The sequence below is a fragment of the Paraburkholderia sp. GAS333 genome, from assembly GCF_050435665.1.
GTDB classification, from domain to species: domain Bacteria; phylum Pseudomonadota; class Gammaproteobacteria; order Burkholderiales; family Burkholderiaceae; genus Paraburkholderia; species Paraburkholderia fungorum_A.
The window spans coordinates 371024-388970 of the sequence record NZ_JBNDKS010000003.1 but is presented as its reverse complement, the minus strand read 5'-3'; the positions used below and the strand labels follow the sequence as shown (position 1 = coordinate 388970).

General features: G+C 62.0%; 13 protein-coding genes. 9 read left to right on the top strand and 4 right to left on the bottom strand.

Annotation, left to right across the window (positions count from 1 at the left end; translation table 11 throughout):
- The first annotated feature begins 43 nt into the window (after window positions 1-43).
- Window positions 44-790 (top strand): response regulator transcription factor, encoded by a 747-nt coding sequence (locus tag ABH945_RS17520; protein WP_074769769.1) that lies wholly within the window; start codon window positions 44-46, stop codon window positions 788-790.
- Window positions 787-2280 (top strand): sensor histidine kinase, encoded by a 1494-nt coding sequence (locus ABH945_RS17515; RefSeq protein WP_074769767.1) that lies wholly within the window; start codon window positions 787-789, stop codon window positions 2278-2280. Before ABH945_RS17520 ends, ABH945_RS17515 begins: the two co-directional genes overlap by 4 nt.
- A gap of 19 nt (window positions 2281-2299) precedes the next feature.
- Here ABH945_RS17515 and ABH945_RS17510 read toward each other — a convergent pair whose 3' ends face one another.
- Window positions 2300-3136, bottom strand: a complete 837-nt coding sequence (locus ABH945_RS17510; RefSeq protein ID WP_074769765.1) for a DMT family transporter — start codon at window positions 3134-3136, stop codon at window positions 2300-2302.
- Between the two features lie 392 nt (window positions 3137-3528).
- On the opposite strand from ABH945_RS17510, the gene ABH945_RS17505 reads away from it, so the two are divergent.
- The 4 genes from ABH945_RS17505 (at window position 3529) to ABH945_RS17490 (ending at window position 11406) form a co-directional block, all read left to right on the top strand.
- Window positions 3529-4563, top strand: coding sequence for a M14 family zinc carboxypeptidase (locus ABH945_RS17505; RefSeq protein ID WP_074769763.1), 1035 nt, complete (start codon window positions 3529-3531; stop codon window positions 4561-4563).
- Window positions 4560-5342: an alpha/beta fold hydrolase gene (locus tag ABH945_RS17500; RefSeq protein WP_429251330.1), complete on the top strand. Its 783-nt coding sequence runs from the start codon at window positions 4560-4562 to the stop codon at window positions 5340-5342. The genes ABH945_RS17505 and ABH945_RS17500 overlap by 4 nt, the downstream gene beginning before the upstream one ends.
- Before the next feature lie 164 nt (window positions 5343-5506).
- The gene (locus ABH945_RS17495) at window positions 5507-10345 is read left to right on the top strand and encodes an NAD-glutamate dehydrogenase (protein ID WP_429251329.1); all 4839 of its coding nucleotides are present in this window, start codon (window positions 5507-5509) and stop codon (window positions 10343-10345) included.
- 155 nt (window positions 10346-10500) lie between these two features.
- Entirely contained in the window at window positions 10501-11406 is a 906-nt protein-coding gene (locus ABH945_RS17490) for a cation diffusion facilitator family transporter (protein ID WP_074769757.1), read from the top strand.
- A 69-nt stretch (window positions 11407-11475) separates the two neighbouring features.
- On the opposite strand, the gene ABH945_RS17485 is transcribed toward ABH945_RS17490, so the two are convergent.
- Window positions 11476-12456, bottom strand: coding sequence for an aldo/keto reductase (locus tag ABH945_RS17485; RefSeq protein WP_429251328.1), 981 nt, complete (start codon window positions 12454-12456; stop codon window positions 11476-11478).
- Window positions 12457-12692: 236 nt separating this feature from the next.
- Between ABH945_RS17485 and ABH945_RS17480 the strand changes: the two genes are divergently transcribed.
- Window positions 12693-13766, top strand: a complete 1074-nt coding sequence (locus tag ABH945_RS17480) for a purine-nucleoside phosphorylase (RefSeq protein ID WP_074769753.1) — start codon at window positions 12693-12695, stop codon at window positions 13764-13766.
- Between the two features lie 261 nt (window positions 13767-14027).
- Here the strand turns inward: ABH945_RS17480 and ABH945_RS17475 are convergent, their stop codons facing one another.
- Both ABH945_RS17475 and ABH945_RS17470 read right to left on the bottom strand, forming a co-directional pair.
- A complete protein-coding gene (locus ABH945_RS17475; protein ID WP_429251327.1) occupies window positions 14028-14333 on the bottom strand; it encodes a DUF4148 domain-containing protein in 306 nt (101 codons plus the stop codon).
- Window positions 14334-14557: 224 nt separating this feature from the next.
- Window positions 14558-15562 (bottom strand): LysR family transcriptional regulator, encoded by a 1005-nt coding sequence (locus ABH945_RS17470; RefSeq protein ID WP_074769749.1) that lies wholly within the window; start codon window positions 15560-15562, stop codon window positions 14558-14560.
- Between the two features lie 174 nt (window positions 15563-15736).
- Between ABH945_RS17470 and ABH945_RS17465 the strand changes: the two genes are divergently transcribed.
- Both ABH945_RS17465 and ABH945_RS17460 read left to right on the top strand, forming a co-directional pair.
- Window positions 15737-16591 (top strand): alpha/beta hydrolase, encoded by an 855-nt coding sequence (locus ABH945_RS17465; protein ID WP_074771172.1) that lies wholly within the window; start codon window positions 15737-15739, stop codon window positions 16589-16591.
- 45 nt (window positions 16592-16636) lie between these two features.
- A complete protein-coding gene (locus ABH945_RS17460) occupies window positions 16637-17914 on the top strand; it encodes an efflux RND transporter periplasmic adaptor subunit (protein WP_429251326.1) in 1278 nt (425 codons plus the stop codon).
- Window positions 17915-17947: the final 33 nt, after the last annotated feature.

The following is a 17947-nucleotide window of genomic DNA, read 5'->3' as shown; positions in this document are numbered from 1 at the left end:
GCCTTCGTAGAGCCACCCGAGAACACACCAACCCACGCCCTCCATGGACCATCCGAAGCGCATCCTGATCGTCGAAGACGACGTCGACATCGCCAACGTGCTGAGCCTGCATCTGCGCGACGAGCGCTATGAAGTCGTGCACAGCGCCGACGGCAACGAAGGTTTGCGGCTGCTGGAGCAGGGTGGCTGGGACGCGCTGATCCTCGACCTGATGCTGCCGGGCGTCGACGGTCTGGAAATCTGCCGCCGCGCCCGGGCGATGACGCGTTACACGCCGATCATCATCACCAGCGCGCGGTCGAGCGAAGTCCACCGGATTCTCGGCCTCGAACTCGGCGCCGACGATTACCTCGCGAAGCCGTTTTCGGTGCTCGAACTGGTGGCGCGGGTCAAGGCCTTGCTGCGGCGCGTCGAGGCCATGGCGAAAGATTCGCGGATCGACGCTGGCAGTCTGCACATCGCCGGTCTGAAGATCGATCCGCTGACGCGCGAAGCCGCGGTGGACGGCTCGCCGATTGAACTGACACCGCGCGAATTCGACCTGCTGTACTACTTCGCGCAGCATCCCGGCAAGGTCTTTTCGCGGATGGACCTGCTCAACGCGGTGTGGGGTTATCAGCACGAAGGCTACGAGCACACGGTCAACACGCACATCAACCGGCTGCGCGCGAAGATCGAGGCCGATCCGGCGCAGCCCGAGCGCATCCTCACGGTCTGGGGACGCGGCTACAAGCTGGCCGTGCCCGGCGAAACGCCCGCACCGGCCTCTGCTCACAAGGACGCGCCGTGAACCTCACGCTGACCCAGCGGCTCTCGCTCGTCTTTTCCGCGTTGCTGCTCGCATGCTGCGGCGCGTCGGCGTGGCTGCAAATCCGCTCCAGCGATCTGCACGAAATGGAAGTCGTGCAGAACCTGTCGAAGAACCTCGCCGACCACATCGCGCACCGCACCACGCTGATGGACGCGAACGGTTTGCGGCCCGACGCGGTGCGTCAGCTGTTCGGCCAGTTGATGATGGTTAATCCGAGCGTCGAGGTGTATCTGCTCGACAATCAAGGCCGCATTCAGGGCGACGACGCTCCCGCCGGTCACGTCAAGCGCGAACAGGTGGACCTCGCGCCGATCCGGCGTTTCATCGCGGGCGACGCGCTGCCGATTCTCGGCGACGACCCGCGCAGCCTCGACGGCAGGAAGGTGTTCAGCGCCGCGCCGTTGCAGACCAACGGTCAGCCGCCGTCCGGTTATATCTACGTGGTGCTGCTCGGCGAAGAGCACGATGCGCTCGCCGCACGCGTGGCCGCCAGTTCGGTGTTGCGCACCACGTTGTGGTCGATGGCGCTGGTTGCGTTGCTGGGGTTGCTCGCCGGTCTGACCGCGTTCGGTCTGATCACGCGTCCGCTGCGCCGTCTCACCGACGCGATGCGCCGCTTCGATGCGGAAGGCGAGCCCGACACGCAGCCGAGCGTGCCGCGCTCCGCGCCCGCCGGGCGGCGCGACGAAATCGCGGTGCTGGAGGCCACGTTCGCGCAGATGGCGAAGCGGATCGGCGAACAATGGCGCGCGCTGACGCGTCAGGATCAGCAGCGGCGCGAACTGATCGCCAATATTTCGCACGACCTGCGCACGCCGCTGACGTCGCTGCACGGTTATCTGGAAACGTTGTCGCTGAAGGCCGGCACGCTCGGCGAGACCGAGCGCTCGCGTTATCTGGCGATCGCGCTCGCGCAAAGCGTCAAGGTGGGGCGGCTCGCGCAGTCGCTATTCGAACTGGCGCGGCTCGAACACGGCAACGTGCAGCCGGTGTTCGAGCAGTTCTCGCTGGTCGATCTCGTGCAGGACGTGTTCCAGAAGTTCGAGTTGCCGGCCGAGGCTCGGCATATCCAGTTGCGCGCGGGTATTCCGCCGCGTTTGCCGAGCGTATGCGCCGATCTGGGGATGATCGAACGCGTGCTGACCAACCTGCTCGACAACGCGATTCGCCACACACCGCGCGACGGCGCCATCGACGTCGATCTGGCGAGCGAGGACGGCAAGGTGTCGGTCACCGTCAGCGATACCGGGCCGGGCATTCCGGTGGAACTGCGCGAAGGGTTGTTCGAGCGGCCGTTCAGTTTGAGCGGTGGGCATCGCGGCGGCGGGCTCGGTCTGCTGATCGTGCAGCGGATGCTGCAACTGCATCGCAGCCAGATACGCCTGCTCGATCGCGACGGCACGGGTACGGCGTTCCGCTTCGAATTGCCGACCACGGAGAAACCGGCCACCGCAGATTCAAAGCTTTGAGCGTTCGCAGGGCGTCGATTCAGATGCGGATCAGCACCGCGCCCAGCGTCACCAGCGCGCACGCGACGATCCGCCGTGGCGTCAATTTTTCGCGCATGAACAGCCAGCCGATCAGCACCGCGAAGATCGAACTCATCTCGCGCAGCGCGGACACCGTCGCAATCGGCAGATAGCGGTACGCCTCGATAATCAGGCAATACGCGCTGAGTGCCAGCACGCCCGCCGCGATCCCCTTGAGCACCACCGCACGTCCGATGAAAAGTCCCCTGGCTCCGCCGCGCCAGTGCCACGCGAGCAGAAACTGCGGGATATTCCAGATCAGATAGACCCACATGATGTAGCTGAGCCCGTTGCCTGCGACGCGCGCGCCGATTCCGTCCACCACCGAATACGCTGAGATGAACAGGCCCGTCAGCAGCGCGAACGGCACGCTTTCGCCGGAAAAGCGCATGCCCCGGCGAAACGCCAGCGACACGATACCGAGCGACACCAGCGCCACGCCGACCGCCGCGAGCGGCTTGAGCGCTTCGTGCGCGAACACCAACGCGCCGGCGAACACCAGCATCGGCGAGAGACCGCGCGCGATCGGATAGATCTGCCCGAAGTCGCCGCTTTTGTATGCGCGGATCAACGCCAGCAGATAGCCGAACTCCAGCACCACCGACGCGATGATGTAAGGCCACGCAGCGGGCGCGGGCATCGGCAGCACGATCACACCGACGGCGCTGACGGCGATATACGGAATCGCCATCATGCCGAGCAGCCAGACCCGGTCTTCGGACAGATGCAGGAATGCGTTCCAGGTGGCGTGAAGGAGGGCGGAAAGCAGGACTAACAGGACGACAAGGGATTCCATCGACGACCGGAGGAAAGTGGGCGGCCATAAGCGGCAAGGCCGTGATTATTCCAGCGGATGGCGGGCGCGAGGGAGTGGGCGACTAGATTGAAGGGGCTTTATGTGGCGAAAAACGGCAATTTGTGGTGTGTAGAAAATCTCAGGACACTAGGTCTGACGGGATTTTTGAAGTCCTCGCCACGAACTTCGGCCCTGCGGCTGGCGGCATCTTTTGTGTCTTTTTAGAGTCGTCAGCGAGGCAGAAAGAAGTCAGGTTTTCGAACAAAAAATGACGTCCTCGTGACGCGATTTACGCGGCCGCAAGCCATCAGGCATGATCGCCCGCAGCCAGGCTATATTGCGTGATCCAGCATGCAGCCCCTAATAATCGTGCCATTCCTTGCGATGTTGTCATGAAGCCTTTGAGCTTTCTCCCCGACAGTTTTGCAGAGTACGAAGATCTCAAAGCGATCCTCGACCAGGGCAGCGCCAGCTTTGAAATCCACACCGCCTGCGAAACGTCGGTGCGCGGCCGGAATTTCGCCGTCTATACCGCGAGCATCGGTTCGACCGATCCGCTCGCGCCGGCTATCGGCTTTTTCGGCGGCATCCACGGACTGGAGCGGATTGGCTCGCAACTCGTGCTCGATTACATGCGCGCGCTGCTCGCCCGCCTCGAATGGGACGAACTGCTGGTGCGGCAACTGCAATCGATCCGGCTGATCTTCGTGCCGATCGTCAATCCGGGCGGCATGTGGGCGTCCACGCGCGCCAATCCGAACGGCGTCGATCTGATGCGCAACGCGCCGCAGAACGCCGACGAACGCGTGCCGCTGCTTGCGGGCGGCCAGCGCGTGGGCGCGTGGCTGCCGTGGTATCGCGGCCGCGAAGGCGGTCCGATGGAAGCGGAGGCCGCGGCGCTCCTGCAGGTGGTCGAAACGCAATTGAACACGCGCCCGTTGAGCATCGCGCTCGATTGCCACTCGGGCTACGGCTGGCGCGACAGCATCTGGTTTCCGTACGCGCGCACCCGCAAGCTGATGCCGCATCTGCCGGAAATGTACGTGCTGAAAACCATGTTCGAGCGTGCGCATCCGCATCACGGCTACGCGTTCGAACCGCAGAGCCATCAGTACCTGCTGCACGGCGATCTTTGGGATTTCGCGTACGACCGCGCCCCCGCCGACAACATCTTCCTGCCGATGACGCTCGAACTCGGCTCGTGGCTGTGGATCAAGAAGAACCCGCGCCAATTGTTCTCGCGGCAGGGCATGTTCAATCCGGTCAAGGCGCACCGTACCGAGCGCGTGTTGCGGCGTCACGCGAATCTGCTCGACTTTCTGGCGCGCGCGGCGTTTTCATCGCAGCGCTGGTTGCCGCTGGGCCATCGCCGCGAGCAACTGCTGCAAAGCGCAATCGACCACTGGTACAGCCCGGTGGTCGCATGAGTACGTGGATTCTGCTGCGCGGACTGACGCGCGAAACGCGTCATTGGGGACGCCTGCCTGAGGTGTTGCGTGAAGCGGTCGGCGGCGACCGGTTGCTGCTGCTCGACCTTCCCGGCAATGGCGAATTCGCACACTTGCGCGCGCCGTCCAACGTAGCGGGGATGGTCGATTTTGTCCGCGATGCTGCGGTGCAAATGAATGTGCGCGGCCCATATTGCGTGCTGGCGATGTCGCTCGGCGGCATGGTCGCGACCGACTGGGCGCAACGCTTTCCCGGCGAGATCGAACGGCTGGTGTTGATCAACACCAGCATGCGGCCTTTCAGCCGTATGCAGGAACGGCTGCGCCCGTCGGCGTGGCTGGGCCTCGTCGATATCGCGGCCCACTGGCGCGACGCGCCGCGCGCGGAGCGTGAGATTCATCGTCTGACGTGCAATGAAACCGGCACCTTGAACGCCGATCTCGACACGTGGAGCGAAATTCGCCGCAGCGCGCCCGTGAGCCGTGGCAATGCATGGCGGCAGTTGTGGGCCGCCGCGCGCTTTGCGGCGACTTCGTCGCAACCGTCGTGCCCGCTGCTGATTCTCTCTTCCCGTGCCGACAAACTGGTCGATCCGGCGTGCTCGGCGAAACTCGCAGCGGCGTGGAGCGCCCGGCATCGCGAGCATCCGTGGGCCGGTCACGACCTGCCGCACGACGATCCGGCGTGGACCGCTGAGCAACTCCACGCATGGCTCTCCGATGCACCGGCGAAAGCTGCGCCTGGACACGTGAGCTAGGCGGCTCGGCCGGGTCGTCACGCGGTCACGGCACGGCCACCTTCAGCGGGTATAACCTGGCAGAGTGCTGCGGTCGCATGGCGGACAGCAGGCGCATAATCCCGTTCAGACGATGCATGCGAATCAGGCCGTACTCGCCATAGCCACCCGCCGTGGAGTTGATCATGCAAGCCAAGAACGAAGAAGCCGTCACGCACTTGCTGAACGATGTCGTCGAATTTGCGCGCGGGCGGCTGCCCGAGCCGACCTTCAACGTCGTCGAGCCCTTTCTGCGGCACTACTACGATTTCGTCGATGCCGACGATCTGCAAAGCCGCTCCATCGCCGATCTTTACGGCGCGGCGCTCGCGCACTGGCAAACCGCGCAGCGCTTCGTGCCCGGCGCGCAACGGTTGCGCGTGTATAACCCGATCCTCGAACAGCACGGCTGGCATTCCGATCACACGGTGATCGAGATCGTCAACGACGACATGCCGTTTCTGGTCGATTCCGTGTCGATGGCGGTCAACGGACAAGGACTCGCGCTGCATTCGGTCGTGCATCCGGTGTTCCGCATCTGGCGCGGTGCGGACGGCAGTATCGAGCGCGTCAGTCAGGGCTCCGAAGATGCCGCCGACACGCGCTCGCATCTGACATCGTTTATTCATTTCGAAGTGGATCGTTGCGGCGACGCCGCAAAGCTCGACGCGTTGCGCGACGACATCGCGAAGGTGCTGGGCGACGTGCGCGCGGCGGTGGAGGACTGGCCGAAGATCGTCGAACTCGCGCGCGCGACCAGCCGGAACATGAAGGCCGCCGAAGCGGGGCCGGATGGCGTGGAAGCACGCGCCTTCCTCGAATGGATGGTGGCCGATCATTTCACCTTTCTCGGCCAGCGCGACTACGATCTCGTGCAGCACGACGGCGGCTATGGATTGCGCGCGGTGCCCGGCTCCGGGCTCGGCATTCTGCGCGACGCATTGCGTCCCACCGGCGCGACCGAGGTCACCGCGTTGCCGCCCGCCGCGGCGCAGGTGATCGCGAGCGCGTCGCCGATCTTTCTCACCAAGGCCAACGCGCGGGCTACCGTGCACCGGCCCGGCTATCTGGATTACGTCGGCATCAAGCTGACCGGCGCGGACGGCAAGGTGACCGGCGAACGGCGCTTCATCGGGCTCTATACGTCCACCGCGTATTTCGTGTCGGCGGCGGAAATTCCGATCGTGCGGCGCAAATGCGCGAATATCGTGAGACGGGCTGGTTTCCTGCCAAAAGGTCATCTGGCGAAATCGCTGGTGACCGTGCTCGAAACCTATCCGCGAGACGAACTGTTTCAGGCCGACGAAGATCAGCTCTACGACATCGCGCTAGGGGTGCTGCGTTTGCAGGAGCATCAGCGCACGCGCCTGTTCGTGCGGCGCGATCGTTTCGACCGCTTCGTGTCGTGTCTCGTGTTCGTGCCGCGCGATAAGTACAACACCGATCTGCGGCAACGTATCGCCAATCTTCTCGCCGACGCGTTCAACGGAGAGAGCGTCGAGTTCACGCCGCTGCTGTCGGAATCGACGCTCGCGCGCATTCACTTCGTCGTGCATGCGAAGCCTGGCGGCATGCCCGATGTCGATACGCGCGAACTCGAAGCGCGACTCGTGCAGGTGTCGCGCCGCTGGCAGGACGATCTCGCGGACGCGTTGCTCGATTCGTACGGCGAAGAACACGGCAATCGTCTGCTGCAACTTTATGGCGACTCGTTTCCCGCCGGATATCGCGACGATTATCCGGCTCGCACGGCGGTGCGCGATATCGAATTGATCGAACGCGTGCAGGGCAGCGAGCGGCTCGCAATGAACCTGTATCGCCCGATCGAATCGGGACCGCGTGCGTTCCGCTTCAAGGTGTATCGCACGGGTTCGCCGATCGCGCTGTCGCGCAGTTTGCCGATGCTCGAACATCTCGGTGTACGGGTCGACGAAGAACGGCCGTATCTGATCGAAGCGCAGGATGCAACGCCTGCGTGGATTCACGACTTCGGCCTCGAACTCGCGGACGATGCAGAGTTCGACATAGAGCGCGTCAAGGATCTGTTCGAGGAAGCGTTCGAGCAGGTGTGGACCGGCGCAATTGAAAGCGACGATTTCAATCGCCTCGTCTTGCGCGCGCAACTGAATGCGCGCGAGGTGACGATATTGCGCGCGTATGCGAAGTATTTGCGTCAGGTCGGCTCGACCTTCAGCGATGCGTATATCGAGCGTGCGGTGACCGGCAACCCGGCAATTGCGCGCATGCTGGTCGAACTGTTTATCGCACGCTTCGATCCGGTGTTCGGCGACACACGCGAGGCACGCGTGGACGGCTGGCTGCATACGATCGACAGCGCACTCGATCAGGTGCCCAATCTCGACGAGGACCGCATCCTGCGGCAGTTCCTCGGCGTCATCAAGGCGACCAAGCGCACGAATTACTATCGCTACGATGCAGAGGGTCATCCGAAGCCGTATCTGTCGTTCAAGTTCGATCCGTCGCAAGTGCCCGGTTTGCCCGAACCCAAACCGATGTTCGAGATATGGGTGTATTCACCGCGCGTCGAGGGCGTGCATCTGCGCGGCGGACGTGTCGCGCGTGGCGGATTGCGCTGGTCGGACCGGCGCGAAGATTTCCGCACGGAAGTGCTCGGCCTGATGAAAGCGCAGATGGTGAAGAACGTGGTGATCGTGCCGGTCGGCTCGAAGGGCGGCTTCGTCGTGAAGAATCCGCCGCCGCAAAGCGAGCGCGATGCGTGGATGCGCGAAGGCGTCGCGTGCTATCAGACGTTCCTGCGCGGACTGCTCGATCTGACCGACAACCTCGCGGGCACGACCGTCGTGCCGCCGCCCGACGTGGTGCGGCATGATCCCGACGATCCCTACCTCGTGGTCGCCGCCGACAAAGGCACGGCCACCTTCTCCGACTACGCGAACGCGATTTCGCAGGAATACGGTTTCTGGCTCGACGATGCGTTTGCGTCGGGCGGCTCGGTCGGTTACGACCACAAGAAAATGGCGATTACCGCGCGCGGCGCGTGGGAATCGGTCAAGCGGCACTTTCGCGAAATGAGCGTCGACACGCAAACGATGGACTTCACCGTGGTCGGCGTGGGCGATATGTCGGGCGACGTATTCGGCAACGGCATGCTGTTGTCGCCGCATATCAAACTCGTGGCCGCGTTTGATCACCGGCATATTTTTCTCGATCCGAATCCCGATCCTGCAGTCAGCCTTGCCGAGCGTGCGCGGCTTTTCAATCTCGATCGATCGAGTTGGGCCGATTACGATCCGTCGCTGATCTCGGCGGGCGGCGGCGTGTTTCCGCGCAGCGCGAAGACGATTCCGTTATCGCCCGCGGTGCAGGCCGTGCTCGGCATCGGCACACCTGCGCTCGCGCCGGCGGAATTGATGCGTGCGATTTTGCAGGCGCCGGTCGATCTGCTCTATAACGGCGGCATCGGTACTTATGTGAAAGCGAGCCGCGAGACGCATCTGCAAGTCGGCGACCGAGCGAACGATGCGATCCGTGTCAATGGCGCCGATCTGCGCTGCAAGGTGGTGGCCGAAGGCGGCAATCTCGGTTTGACGCAACACGGGCGCATTGAATTCGCGCAGCGCGGCGGCCGCATCAATACCGATGCAATCGATAACTCCGCGGGCGTCGATTGCTCGGACCACGAAGTGAACATCAAGATTCTGCTCGGGCTGGTCGTCGCCGATGGAGAAATGACCGGGAAACAGCGCAATGTACTGCTCGCCGAAATGACCGACGAAGTCGGGCTGCTCGTGTTGCAGGACAACTACTACCAGACTCAGGCGCTGTCGATTGCGGGCCGCTATGGTGTCGAATTACTCGATGCCGAAGCGCGGCTGATGCGCTATCTCGAACGCGCGGGACGCCTGAATCGAGTGATCGAATTCCTGCCGACCGATGACGAAGTCGCCGAACGTCAGGCGGCAAAGCAAGGCCTGACGACGCCCGAACGCGCGGTGCTGCTCGCGTACAGCAAGATGTGGCTATACGACGCGCTGCTCGACTCGTCGATGCCGGAAGACCCGCTCGTCAGCGACATGCTGGTCGAGTACTTCCCGAAGCCGCTGCGGCAGCGCTTCAGTGAGCCGATGCAGCGTCACCCGTTGCGCCGCGAAATTCTCGCGACGCACCTGACGAATGCGCTGGTGAATCGCGTGGGTTGCGAGTTCGTGCATCGGCTGATGGAGGAAACCGATGCGCAGCCGGGCGATATTGTTCGCGCCTGCATCATGGCGCGCGACGTGTTCGATCTGGACGACGTATGGCGCAGCATCGACGCGCTCGACAATCGTGTCGCCGACGATGTGCAGGCGCGCATGTTCGTCGAAGTCGCGCGGCTGGTCGAGCGCTCGGCGCTGTGGTTCCTGCGGCAATTGCAGTCGGGCGCGGTCGGCGACGATGTAGCGGGCCTGCTCGCGCGATGCCGCGATGCCGCGCAACGTCTTGCACCGCAATGGCCCGCGCTTTTGCCGGCCGCCGATCTGGAGGTGTTGTCCGAGCGTCAACGTGTGCTTGCCGATGCCGGCGTAGACAGCGAACTCGCGGTACGGATCGCGAGCGGCGAGATATCGGCGGCATTGCTCGATATTGCCGAAGTGGCATCGACTTGCGGGCGTAGTCTCGAACTCGTCGCGGGCGTGTATTTCGAGCTTGGCACGTTGCTGAATTACAGCTGGATCAGCGAGCGCGCAGCCGCATTGCCCGCGCCCACGCATTGGGACATGCTGGCGCGCGCGTCGGCGTTGGCCGAACTCGCGCGGCTGAAACGCGCGCTGACCACGAGCGCCCTCGCCGATGCCGACGATGCTTCGACACCCGATGCACTGGTCGAAGCGTGGCGCGAAAAACGTGCCGCGCAACTCGAACGCTATGCGCGCTTGCTGGCCGATTTGCGCGCGACGGGAGGCGCGAGTCTGTCGATGCTGCTGGTGATCGTGCGGGAGATGGCGGTGCTCGAACGAGCCTGAAGCAAGTGCGCGGGGAGGCGCGGCTCAGCTTACGGGCAAGAAGATGCGTGCGATGCGTACAACGGCCGGGTTGGACGCATCGCGTTCGGCGTGCCCATAATACGGGTTCCTGCTAACCGAAAGCATTTTGCAAACTCCCGGACACCCTCCCGACGATGAAAGAAGAATCGCCGAAAGCCATTTTCTATGCGCTCGCCGCCAACCTCGGTATCGCCATCTGCAAGTTCGCGGCGGCTGCATTCACCGGCTCCGGTTCGATGTTCGCCGAGGCGATCCACTCGACCGCCGATTGCGGTAATCAACTGCTCCTGCTGTTCGGTCTGCGTGAAGCGCGCAAGCCGGCGAGTCCGCTGCATCCGATGGGCAGCGGGCGCGAAATCAACTTCTATTCGCTGCTGGTTGCGTTGTTGCTGTTCTTTGTCGGCGGCGCGTTTTCGGTGTATGAGGGCGTGCATCGGCTATTCGCTCGCGAGCCGTTGCAGTATGCGTATGTGGCGTTAGCGGTGCTGGGCGTTTCGGTGGTGCTCGAGGCGTTGTCGCTGTGGGGCGCCATCAAGGAAATCCGCAAGACGCATCCGGATAAAAGCATGTGGCGCTGGTTTCGCGAAACGCGCGAGTCGGAACTGCTGGTCGTGGCGGGCGAAGATATCGCCGCACTGGCGGGCCTCGCGATTGCATTCGTCGCGGTGCTGCTCACGATGATCACCGGCAATTCCGTGTATGACGCATTGGGTTCGATCGGCGTCGGCCTTCTGCTGATGTTGATTGCGTGGCTGGTGGCGCGAGAAGTGAAGTCGATGATCGTCGGCGAATCGGCAAGCCCGGAAGTGCGCAGCGCGATCGAAGCGCATTTGCGCGCACGCACGGAGATTCGCGGCATCATCAATATGATTACGCTGCAGTGGGGGCGTCACGTGGTGGTGGCGGTTCAGGCGGAGATGATCGACTACGCGAGCGGCCGCGCGATGATCGATGCGATCAATGTGATCGAAGCGGATTTGCAGGCTACGTTTCCGCAGGTGCGGTGGGTGTTTTTCGAGCCCGATGTGCCGCGCGTTTGAATTGGTCGACGCTGGCGGATTCCGAAGTGGCTCCCGCTCAGCGTCGTTCATTCAATCTGGCGTGGCCGGTTATTTAAAGCCGGTCACCGCATGCGGTACGTAGAGTTCTTCCAGCTTGCGGATTTCTTCATCGCTCAGCTTCAACGAAAGCGCGGCCACCGCGTCATCCAGATGATGCAATTTGGTCGCGCCGACAATGGGCGACGTAATCGGCTTCTTCTGTAATACCCACGCTAGCGCGACCTGCGCACGCGGCGCGCCACGCTCCTTCGCGATCTCGCTGACCCGTTCAACAATCTGACGATCCGCGTCCTCGGTATGCGCGTAAAGCGTGCGACCGAATTCGTCGGTTTCGGAACGCGCGCTTTCGGTGTTCCAGTCGCGCGTCAAACGTCCGCGAGCAAGCGGACTCCACGGAATCACGCCGATACCTTCGCTTTCGCACAGCGGCAGCATCTCACGCTCTTCCTCGCGATATAGCAGGTTCACATAGTTCTGCATCGTCACGAAGCGCGTCCAGCCGTTGCGCTCGGCGACGTGCAGCGCTTTGGAGAACTGCCACGCGTACATCGACGACGCACCGATATAACGGGCCTTGCCGGCCCGCACGACATCGTGCAGCGCCTCCATGGTTTCTTCGATCGGCGTGGTGTAATCCCAGCGATGGATCTGGTACAGGTCGACATAATCCGTACCGAGACGCTTCAGGCTCTGATCGATTTCCGACAGGATCGCCTTGCGCGACAGCCCCGCACCGTTCGGACCGGCATGCATGCGGCCATGCACCTTGGTGGCCAGCACGATCTCATCGCGCTTCGCAAAATCTTTCAACGCGCGACCCACAATCTCTTCACTGGTGCCGTCCGAATAGACATTCGCAGTGTCGAAAAAATTGATGCCGTGATCGAGCGCCTGCTTGATGAAAGGACGCGAGGCTTCGTCGTCGAGCGACCAGGGATGCGGGCCGCGCGCGGGCGCCCCGTAGCTCATGCAACCGAGGCAAAGACGCGATACGTCGAGACCGGTGCGGCCGAGTTTCACATAGTCCATCGTGGTGCTCCTGTTGAGAACTGCACAAAGGCGGTGCGTGCTGCGAGTTTTCGATTATAGGGAAACGCTGCGAATCGCGTCGTGAGCCGGCTTACTAACGTGACAGCGGAATTCGCATGCAAAACGGGAAATGGTGCGCAACGGCGTGGCAAATAATTTCTTCGCACCTATACTTCTTTCGGTTTGAAAGCAGCACTCTTTCCCAACCTGCATCACAAGCAAAGAGGAAGATCATGATGCTGACTCGCTCACTCGGTGTTTTCTGCGCCACGGCACTCGCGGCTTGCGCGGCTTTTTCTTCAGGACCGGCCAGTGCCGACGACAACGACGGTTTCTCGCGCGGCAACGGCGATTCGCATGGGCAGCCCGTCAAGGTAATGATTATTTCGATGTTCGGCCCCGAGGGGCAAGTGTGGCTCGACCGCCTAGGGCCATGGCGCGAAATCACCGTGGACGGACTGTCGCCGGATTATCCGACCGTCCACTGCAACAAGCAGGAAGTCTGCGTGATGACCACCGGCATGGGCCATACCAACGCCGCTGCCTCGATCATGGCGCTGACGTTTTCGCCGGTGTTCGATTTACGGCATACGTACTTCATGGTGGCGGGTATTGCCGGGATCGATCCGCAGCAGGGCACGGTGGGGTCAGCCGCGTGGGCGAATTATCTGGTCGACTTCGGGATTCAGTGGGAAATAGATGGACGCGAGATTCCGTCGAACTGGAATACGGGCTATCTGGGCATCAACACGACGAGCCCCACGGACAAGCCGCCACTCGACTATCGCACCGAAGTGTTCCAGTTGAATACGCGTCTGGCCAATACCGCATTTGCGTTGTCTCACAGCGTGACATTATCCGATGACGCGCAGGCGCAGGCCGCGCGGGCAAAATACTCTTATGCGCCGGCCAATCGTCCACCAACGGTGATTCAATGCGACACGCTGGCTGGCGACACGTGGTGGTCGGGCACCTTGCTGGGTCAGCGAGCACGCGACTGGACAAAAATTCTGACCGACGGAAAAGGCGTTTATTGCACGACGCAGCAGGAAGACAACGCAACCTACGAAGCGCTAAAACGCGCGGCGTCGGTGCATAAGGTCGATTTGAATCGCGTCGCGGTGCTGCGGGCCGGTTCCGATTTCGACCGCCCCTACGATGGACAGACCAGCTCGGACAATCTGCTCAACTATGCCGCGCAAGGCGGCTTCACGATCGCGATCGAAAACCTGTTCCGCACCGGCAATCCGCTGGTGCAGGACATTACAACTCATTGGAGCGATTGGCGTGAAGGCGTGCCGAAACGTTGAGCGGCGAGTCGTCACGGCTTCCTGATAGCAAATGTGCCCGCAGCAAAAACCCTGCGGGCACATAGCTACAACAACACCTGCCGAATTTCGCGCTCAATGTTGCGGTGCGCGGTACGGCGTCCATACCGGGATATCGCTATCCCAGTCATCCAGTTCGGATGGCGTCATGATGTGCTCCTTTTTGAAGAGTGCATGAATGGCGCCGCAATGATTATTTCTTTTGGAAACCGAATCATTGTGGCGTCGTCGCTTGACTGCATTTTATTGACCGTTGGCGACGCGCGTGACGTCGCTGCTATTGCCTTCCTGCAAAGCAATGCGTGCAGCCTGCGTTTGACCGATCAGGCCTTTGTTCGGGTACGACGTGCGATTCAGCGAAGGCAGCGAGCCGTCGCGATACGCTTCGACGATTTCGGCTTTGACTTCCGCGCGAGTCTTCACGGTCGTGCTCGGCGTAGGCGCCGTTTCGTAAGTACCTGCACGGCCAATTCCGCCGCCACCTTGTGCAAATGCCGGTGCGCTGATGATCAGCGAAAGAGCCAGGCCAGCTAAGAGATTGCGTTTCATGATTCACTCCTGTCGATTCGTTTGCAGCACGTGGGGTGCTGCGACAGGGTGAAATGTAGACTTTGACGCCGAGCGGATAAATCGCGGAATCGCGAAATGAATTGTCGCGAATCCGGAACAATGATGGAAATAGCCTTTAAAACCGGGCCAAACGCAGCATTAGAGCCGCGGTTGGAATTCACTGTTCCAGATTCTGTACTTCTATTCGCAAAGACTTCAGATCCTTATGCAACCCATTCGGTAATCACCGGCGTATCGAGCATTGGAGCGGACTCGCGTTCTTCGAAAGTACGTTTCGTGCAGGTTGCGTCGAGGCTGCCGCGCCCGCTGAGCAGTGGGCAGCGGTCGAACAACTCCGCGATCCAGTCTACGAAAACACGGACTTTCGGCGACAGATGGCGACTGTGTGGATAGACCGCGGAAATGGGCATCGGCAGCGGTTTCAGTTCCGGTAACACTTCGACCAACTGACCCGAACGCAAATGCGGCAGCACCATGAAGAGCGCCGGCTGAATCAGGCCGAAGCCCTCCACGCCGCAAGTCACATACGCGTCTGCATCGTTCACCGACACGATGCTCTTCATCTTCACTTCAACCTCTTTGCCTTCCACCATAAAGGCCCAGTCGATCGTCCGGCCTGTGCGGCTCGAGAAGTAATTGACCGCCTTGTGATTCTCCAGGTCTTCGAGTGAGGTCGGTATGCCGGCGCGTTCGATGTAGTCTGGCGCCGCGCAGGTCACGCCTTCGAACAGGCCGATACGCCGCGCCACCAGCGACGAATCCTGTAGCGCGCCGACGCGCACCACGCAGTCCACGCCTTCCTGCAACAGATCCACCGGCCGGTCCGACAAGCCGAGTTGCAGATCGATATCCGGGTAGCGCGTGTGGAATTCACACAGCGAAGGAATCACCAGCAGGCGGCCAATCGACCCCGGCATGTCGATGCGCAGCTTGCCGTGCGGCTTCTTATTGCCGCTCTGAAAACTGGCTTCGGTCTCTTCGACGTCCGCGAGGATGCGCACGCAGCGTTCGTAATAAGCGGCGCCGTCCGGTGTCAGCGACAAACGCCGCGTGGTCCGGTGCATCAGACGCGTGCCGAGGAACGCTTCGAGATTCTGAATGATCGTGGTGACGGATGCGCGCGGCAGGTCGAGCGTTTCTGCTGCACGGGTAAAGCTATTGGTGTCGACGACGCGCGTGAACACTTGCATGGCCTGAAGCCGGTCCATTGCAAACCTCCAGAAAGGGGCGGGCGCATCGGGCGGAATGAGAATCCGCAGAGCAATCACACTCGATTGTTCAGAGGCGCCGAATTGTGATGACGGATTATAGGCATTTATTTAAGGCTCTGCCGAACCCACAATTCGCACCATTGAAGTTCTATGCGCATTGCGCGGCTCGACATGGATGCATTTAAACCGCCGTACTCCTTTGTGCCCGCCGACGGCGGGTTGTCAGAGGCTGATGACACGGCTCTCGACGTCACTGACGTGCAGATTGAAGGGCACGCGCAGGACATTACGTTGCGTTTGTACCGGCAGGCGAAGAAAACCGCACTGCCTGTACTGCTTTATTTCCACGGCGGCGGCTTCACCAAGGGCTCGATCGATCAGGCCGACTATGCCGCGCGCTATTTCGCAGAACACTTACCGGCATTAGTCGTGTCGGTGGGTTATTCGCTTGCGCCGCAGTTTCCGTTTCCGGCCGCGCCGGAGGACGCACATCGCGCTGCATTGTGGGTGCAGACGCGCGCCCGTGCCTTTGGCGGCAATAGCCGGAAGGTTGGCGTAGCGGGCCACGACGCGGGCGGGCAACTGGCTAACTGCCTCGCTTTTATCGCGCGAGATCGCGGCGATGTGCAGATTTCAGCGCAAGCGTTATTCGGCCCAATGCTCGACCCAAGCCTCACACGTCTCGGCGACGAAAAGCGTTTGGGCTCGGATATCACCGCAAAAGAGTGCGCGGCGTGTTATCGCGCGTATCTGCCGCAAGCGTCGCAACGCATGCATCCGTATGCCGCTCCGCTCGAGTCGGCGCGGCTTGCGGGCTTGCCCGCCACGCTGATCGCGACGGCGCAAAACGACGTGCTGCATGTGGAAGCGGAGAAATACGCGAGCAGTCTGATCGACGCGGGTGTGCTGACCCAGGTGGTCCGCTATCCGAGCGTTTCGCACGCCGCGCTCGCCGATCATCCGCCCGCTTTGCAGGAAGCGGTGCGCTTTTTTCAGTGGCGATTCGACGCGCGCGCCCATCGCTGAAACCGACATAAACAGAAATTCAATCAACGATACCGGGAGCTTCTCATGACTATCCTTCCTCTTTCCCGTCGCCGTGTGGCGATTGCCGCGCTAGCCGTGGTCGTCGTGGCCGGGTTGGGCACATTCGGCGCGATTCGCGTCGATGCAAGCTCGCCTGCCGCACCGACCATCGTGCCCGAAGTCGATGTGGCCACCGTGGTGCAGAAAACCATCACCGACTGGCAGAGCTATTCGGGCCGTCTCGAAGCGGTCGAAAAAGTGGACGTTCGTTCGCAGGTGCCGGGCACGATCGTCTCGGTCAACTTCAAGGACGGCGCGCTGGTGAAGAAGGGCGACACGCTGTTCGTGATCGACCCGCGTCCGTATGCCGCCGAAGTGGATCGCGCCGAAGCGCAACTCGCTGCCGCGCAGGCGCGCACCGGTTATACGCAGAGCGACTGGGAGCGCGCGCAGCGATTGATCGCCGATAACGCCATCGCCAAACGGGATTATGACGAGAAGCAGAACGCCGCCCGCGAGGCGAGCGCGAACCTGAAGGCCGCACAGGCCGCGGTCGAAACCGCGCGCATCAATCTTGGCTACACGAAGATTGTCGCGCCGGTTGCGGGCCGCGTGTCGCGCGCGGAAATCACGGTGGGCAACGTGGTCTCGGCAGGGGCGAACTCGACGCCGTTGACCACGCTCGTGTCGGTATCGCCGATCTACGCATCGTTCGACGCGGACGAACAAACGTATCTGCAATACCTGAGCCGCGCGAAAGACGGCAGCAAGGTGCCGGTCGAACTCGGTCTCGCGGACGAAAGCGGTTACTCGCGCAGCGGCACGATCGAGTCGGTGGATAACCGTCTCGATACGTCGTCGGGCACGATCCGCGTGCGCGCGCGTTTCGATAACGAAGACGGAGCGTTGATTCCCGGCCTCTATGCACGGGTGAAAGTGGGCGGCAGCGCGCCGCATGCGGCACTGTTGATCGACGACGCAGCGGTCGGCACCGATCAGGACAAGAAGTTCGTGCTGGTGGTCGATCAGAACAATCACGTCGTGTATCGCGAAGTGGCCGTCGGCGACATGCAGGGCAATCTTCGCGTCGTGAAGGGCGGGCTGAAGGCCTCCGACCGGATCGTCGTCAACGGTATTCAGCGCGTGCGTCCGGGCGATGCGGTGCGCGCCCATATGGTGCCGATGACAGCCGATCAGGACCCCGACAGCGCGCCGCTCGCGCAAACGCAAACGCCAGCGCCAGCGCCAGCGCCGAAAGCAACGCAGCCACAGACTGAAGCGCAAACGCAGTCGCGCACCAAAGCAGCGGGCAAGAACTCGTGAGCCTCGTGCGCCGTGCGCATCGATAGCGCGCGG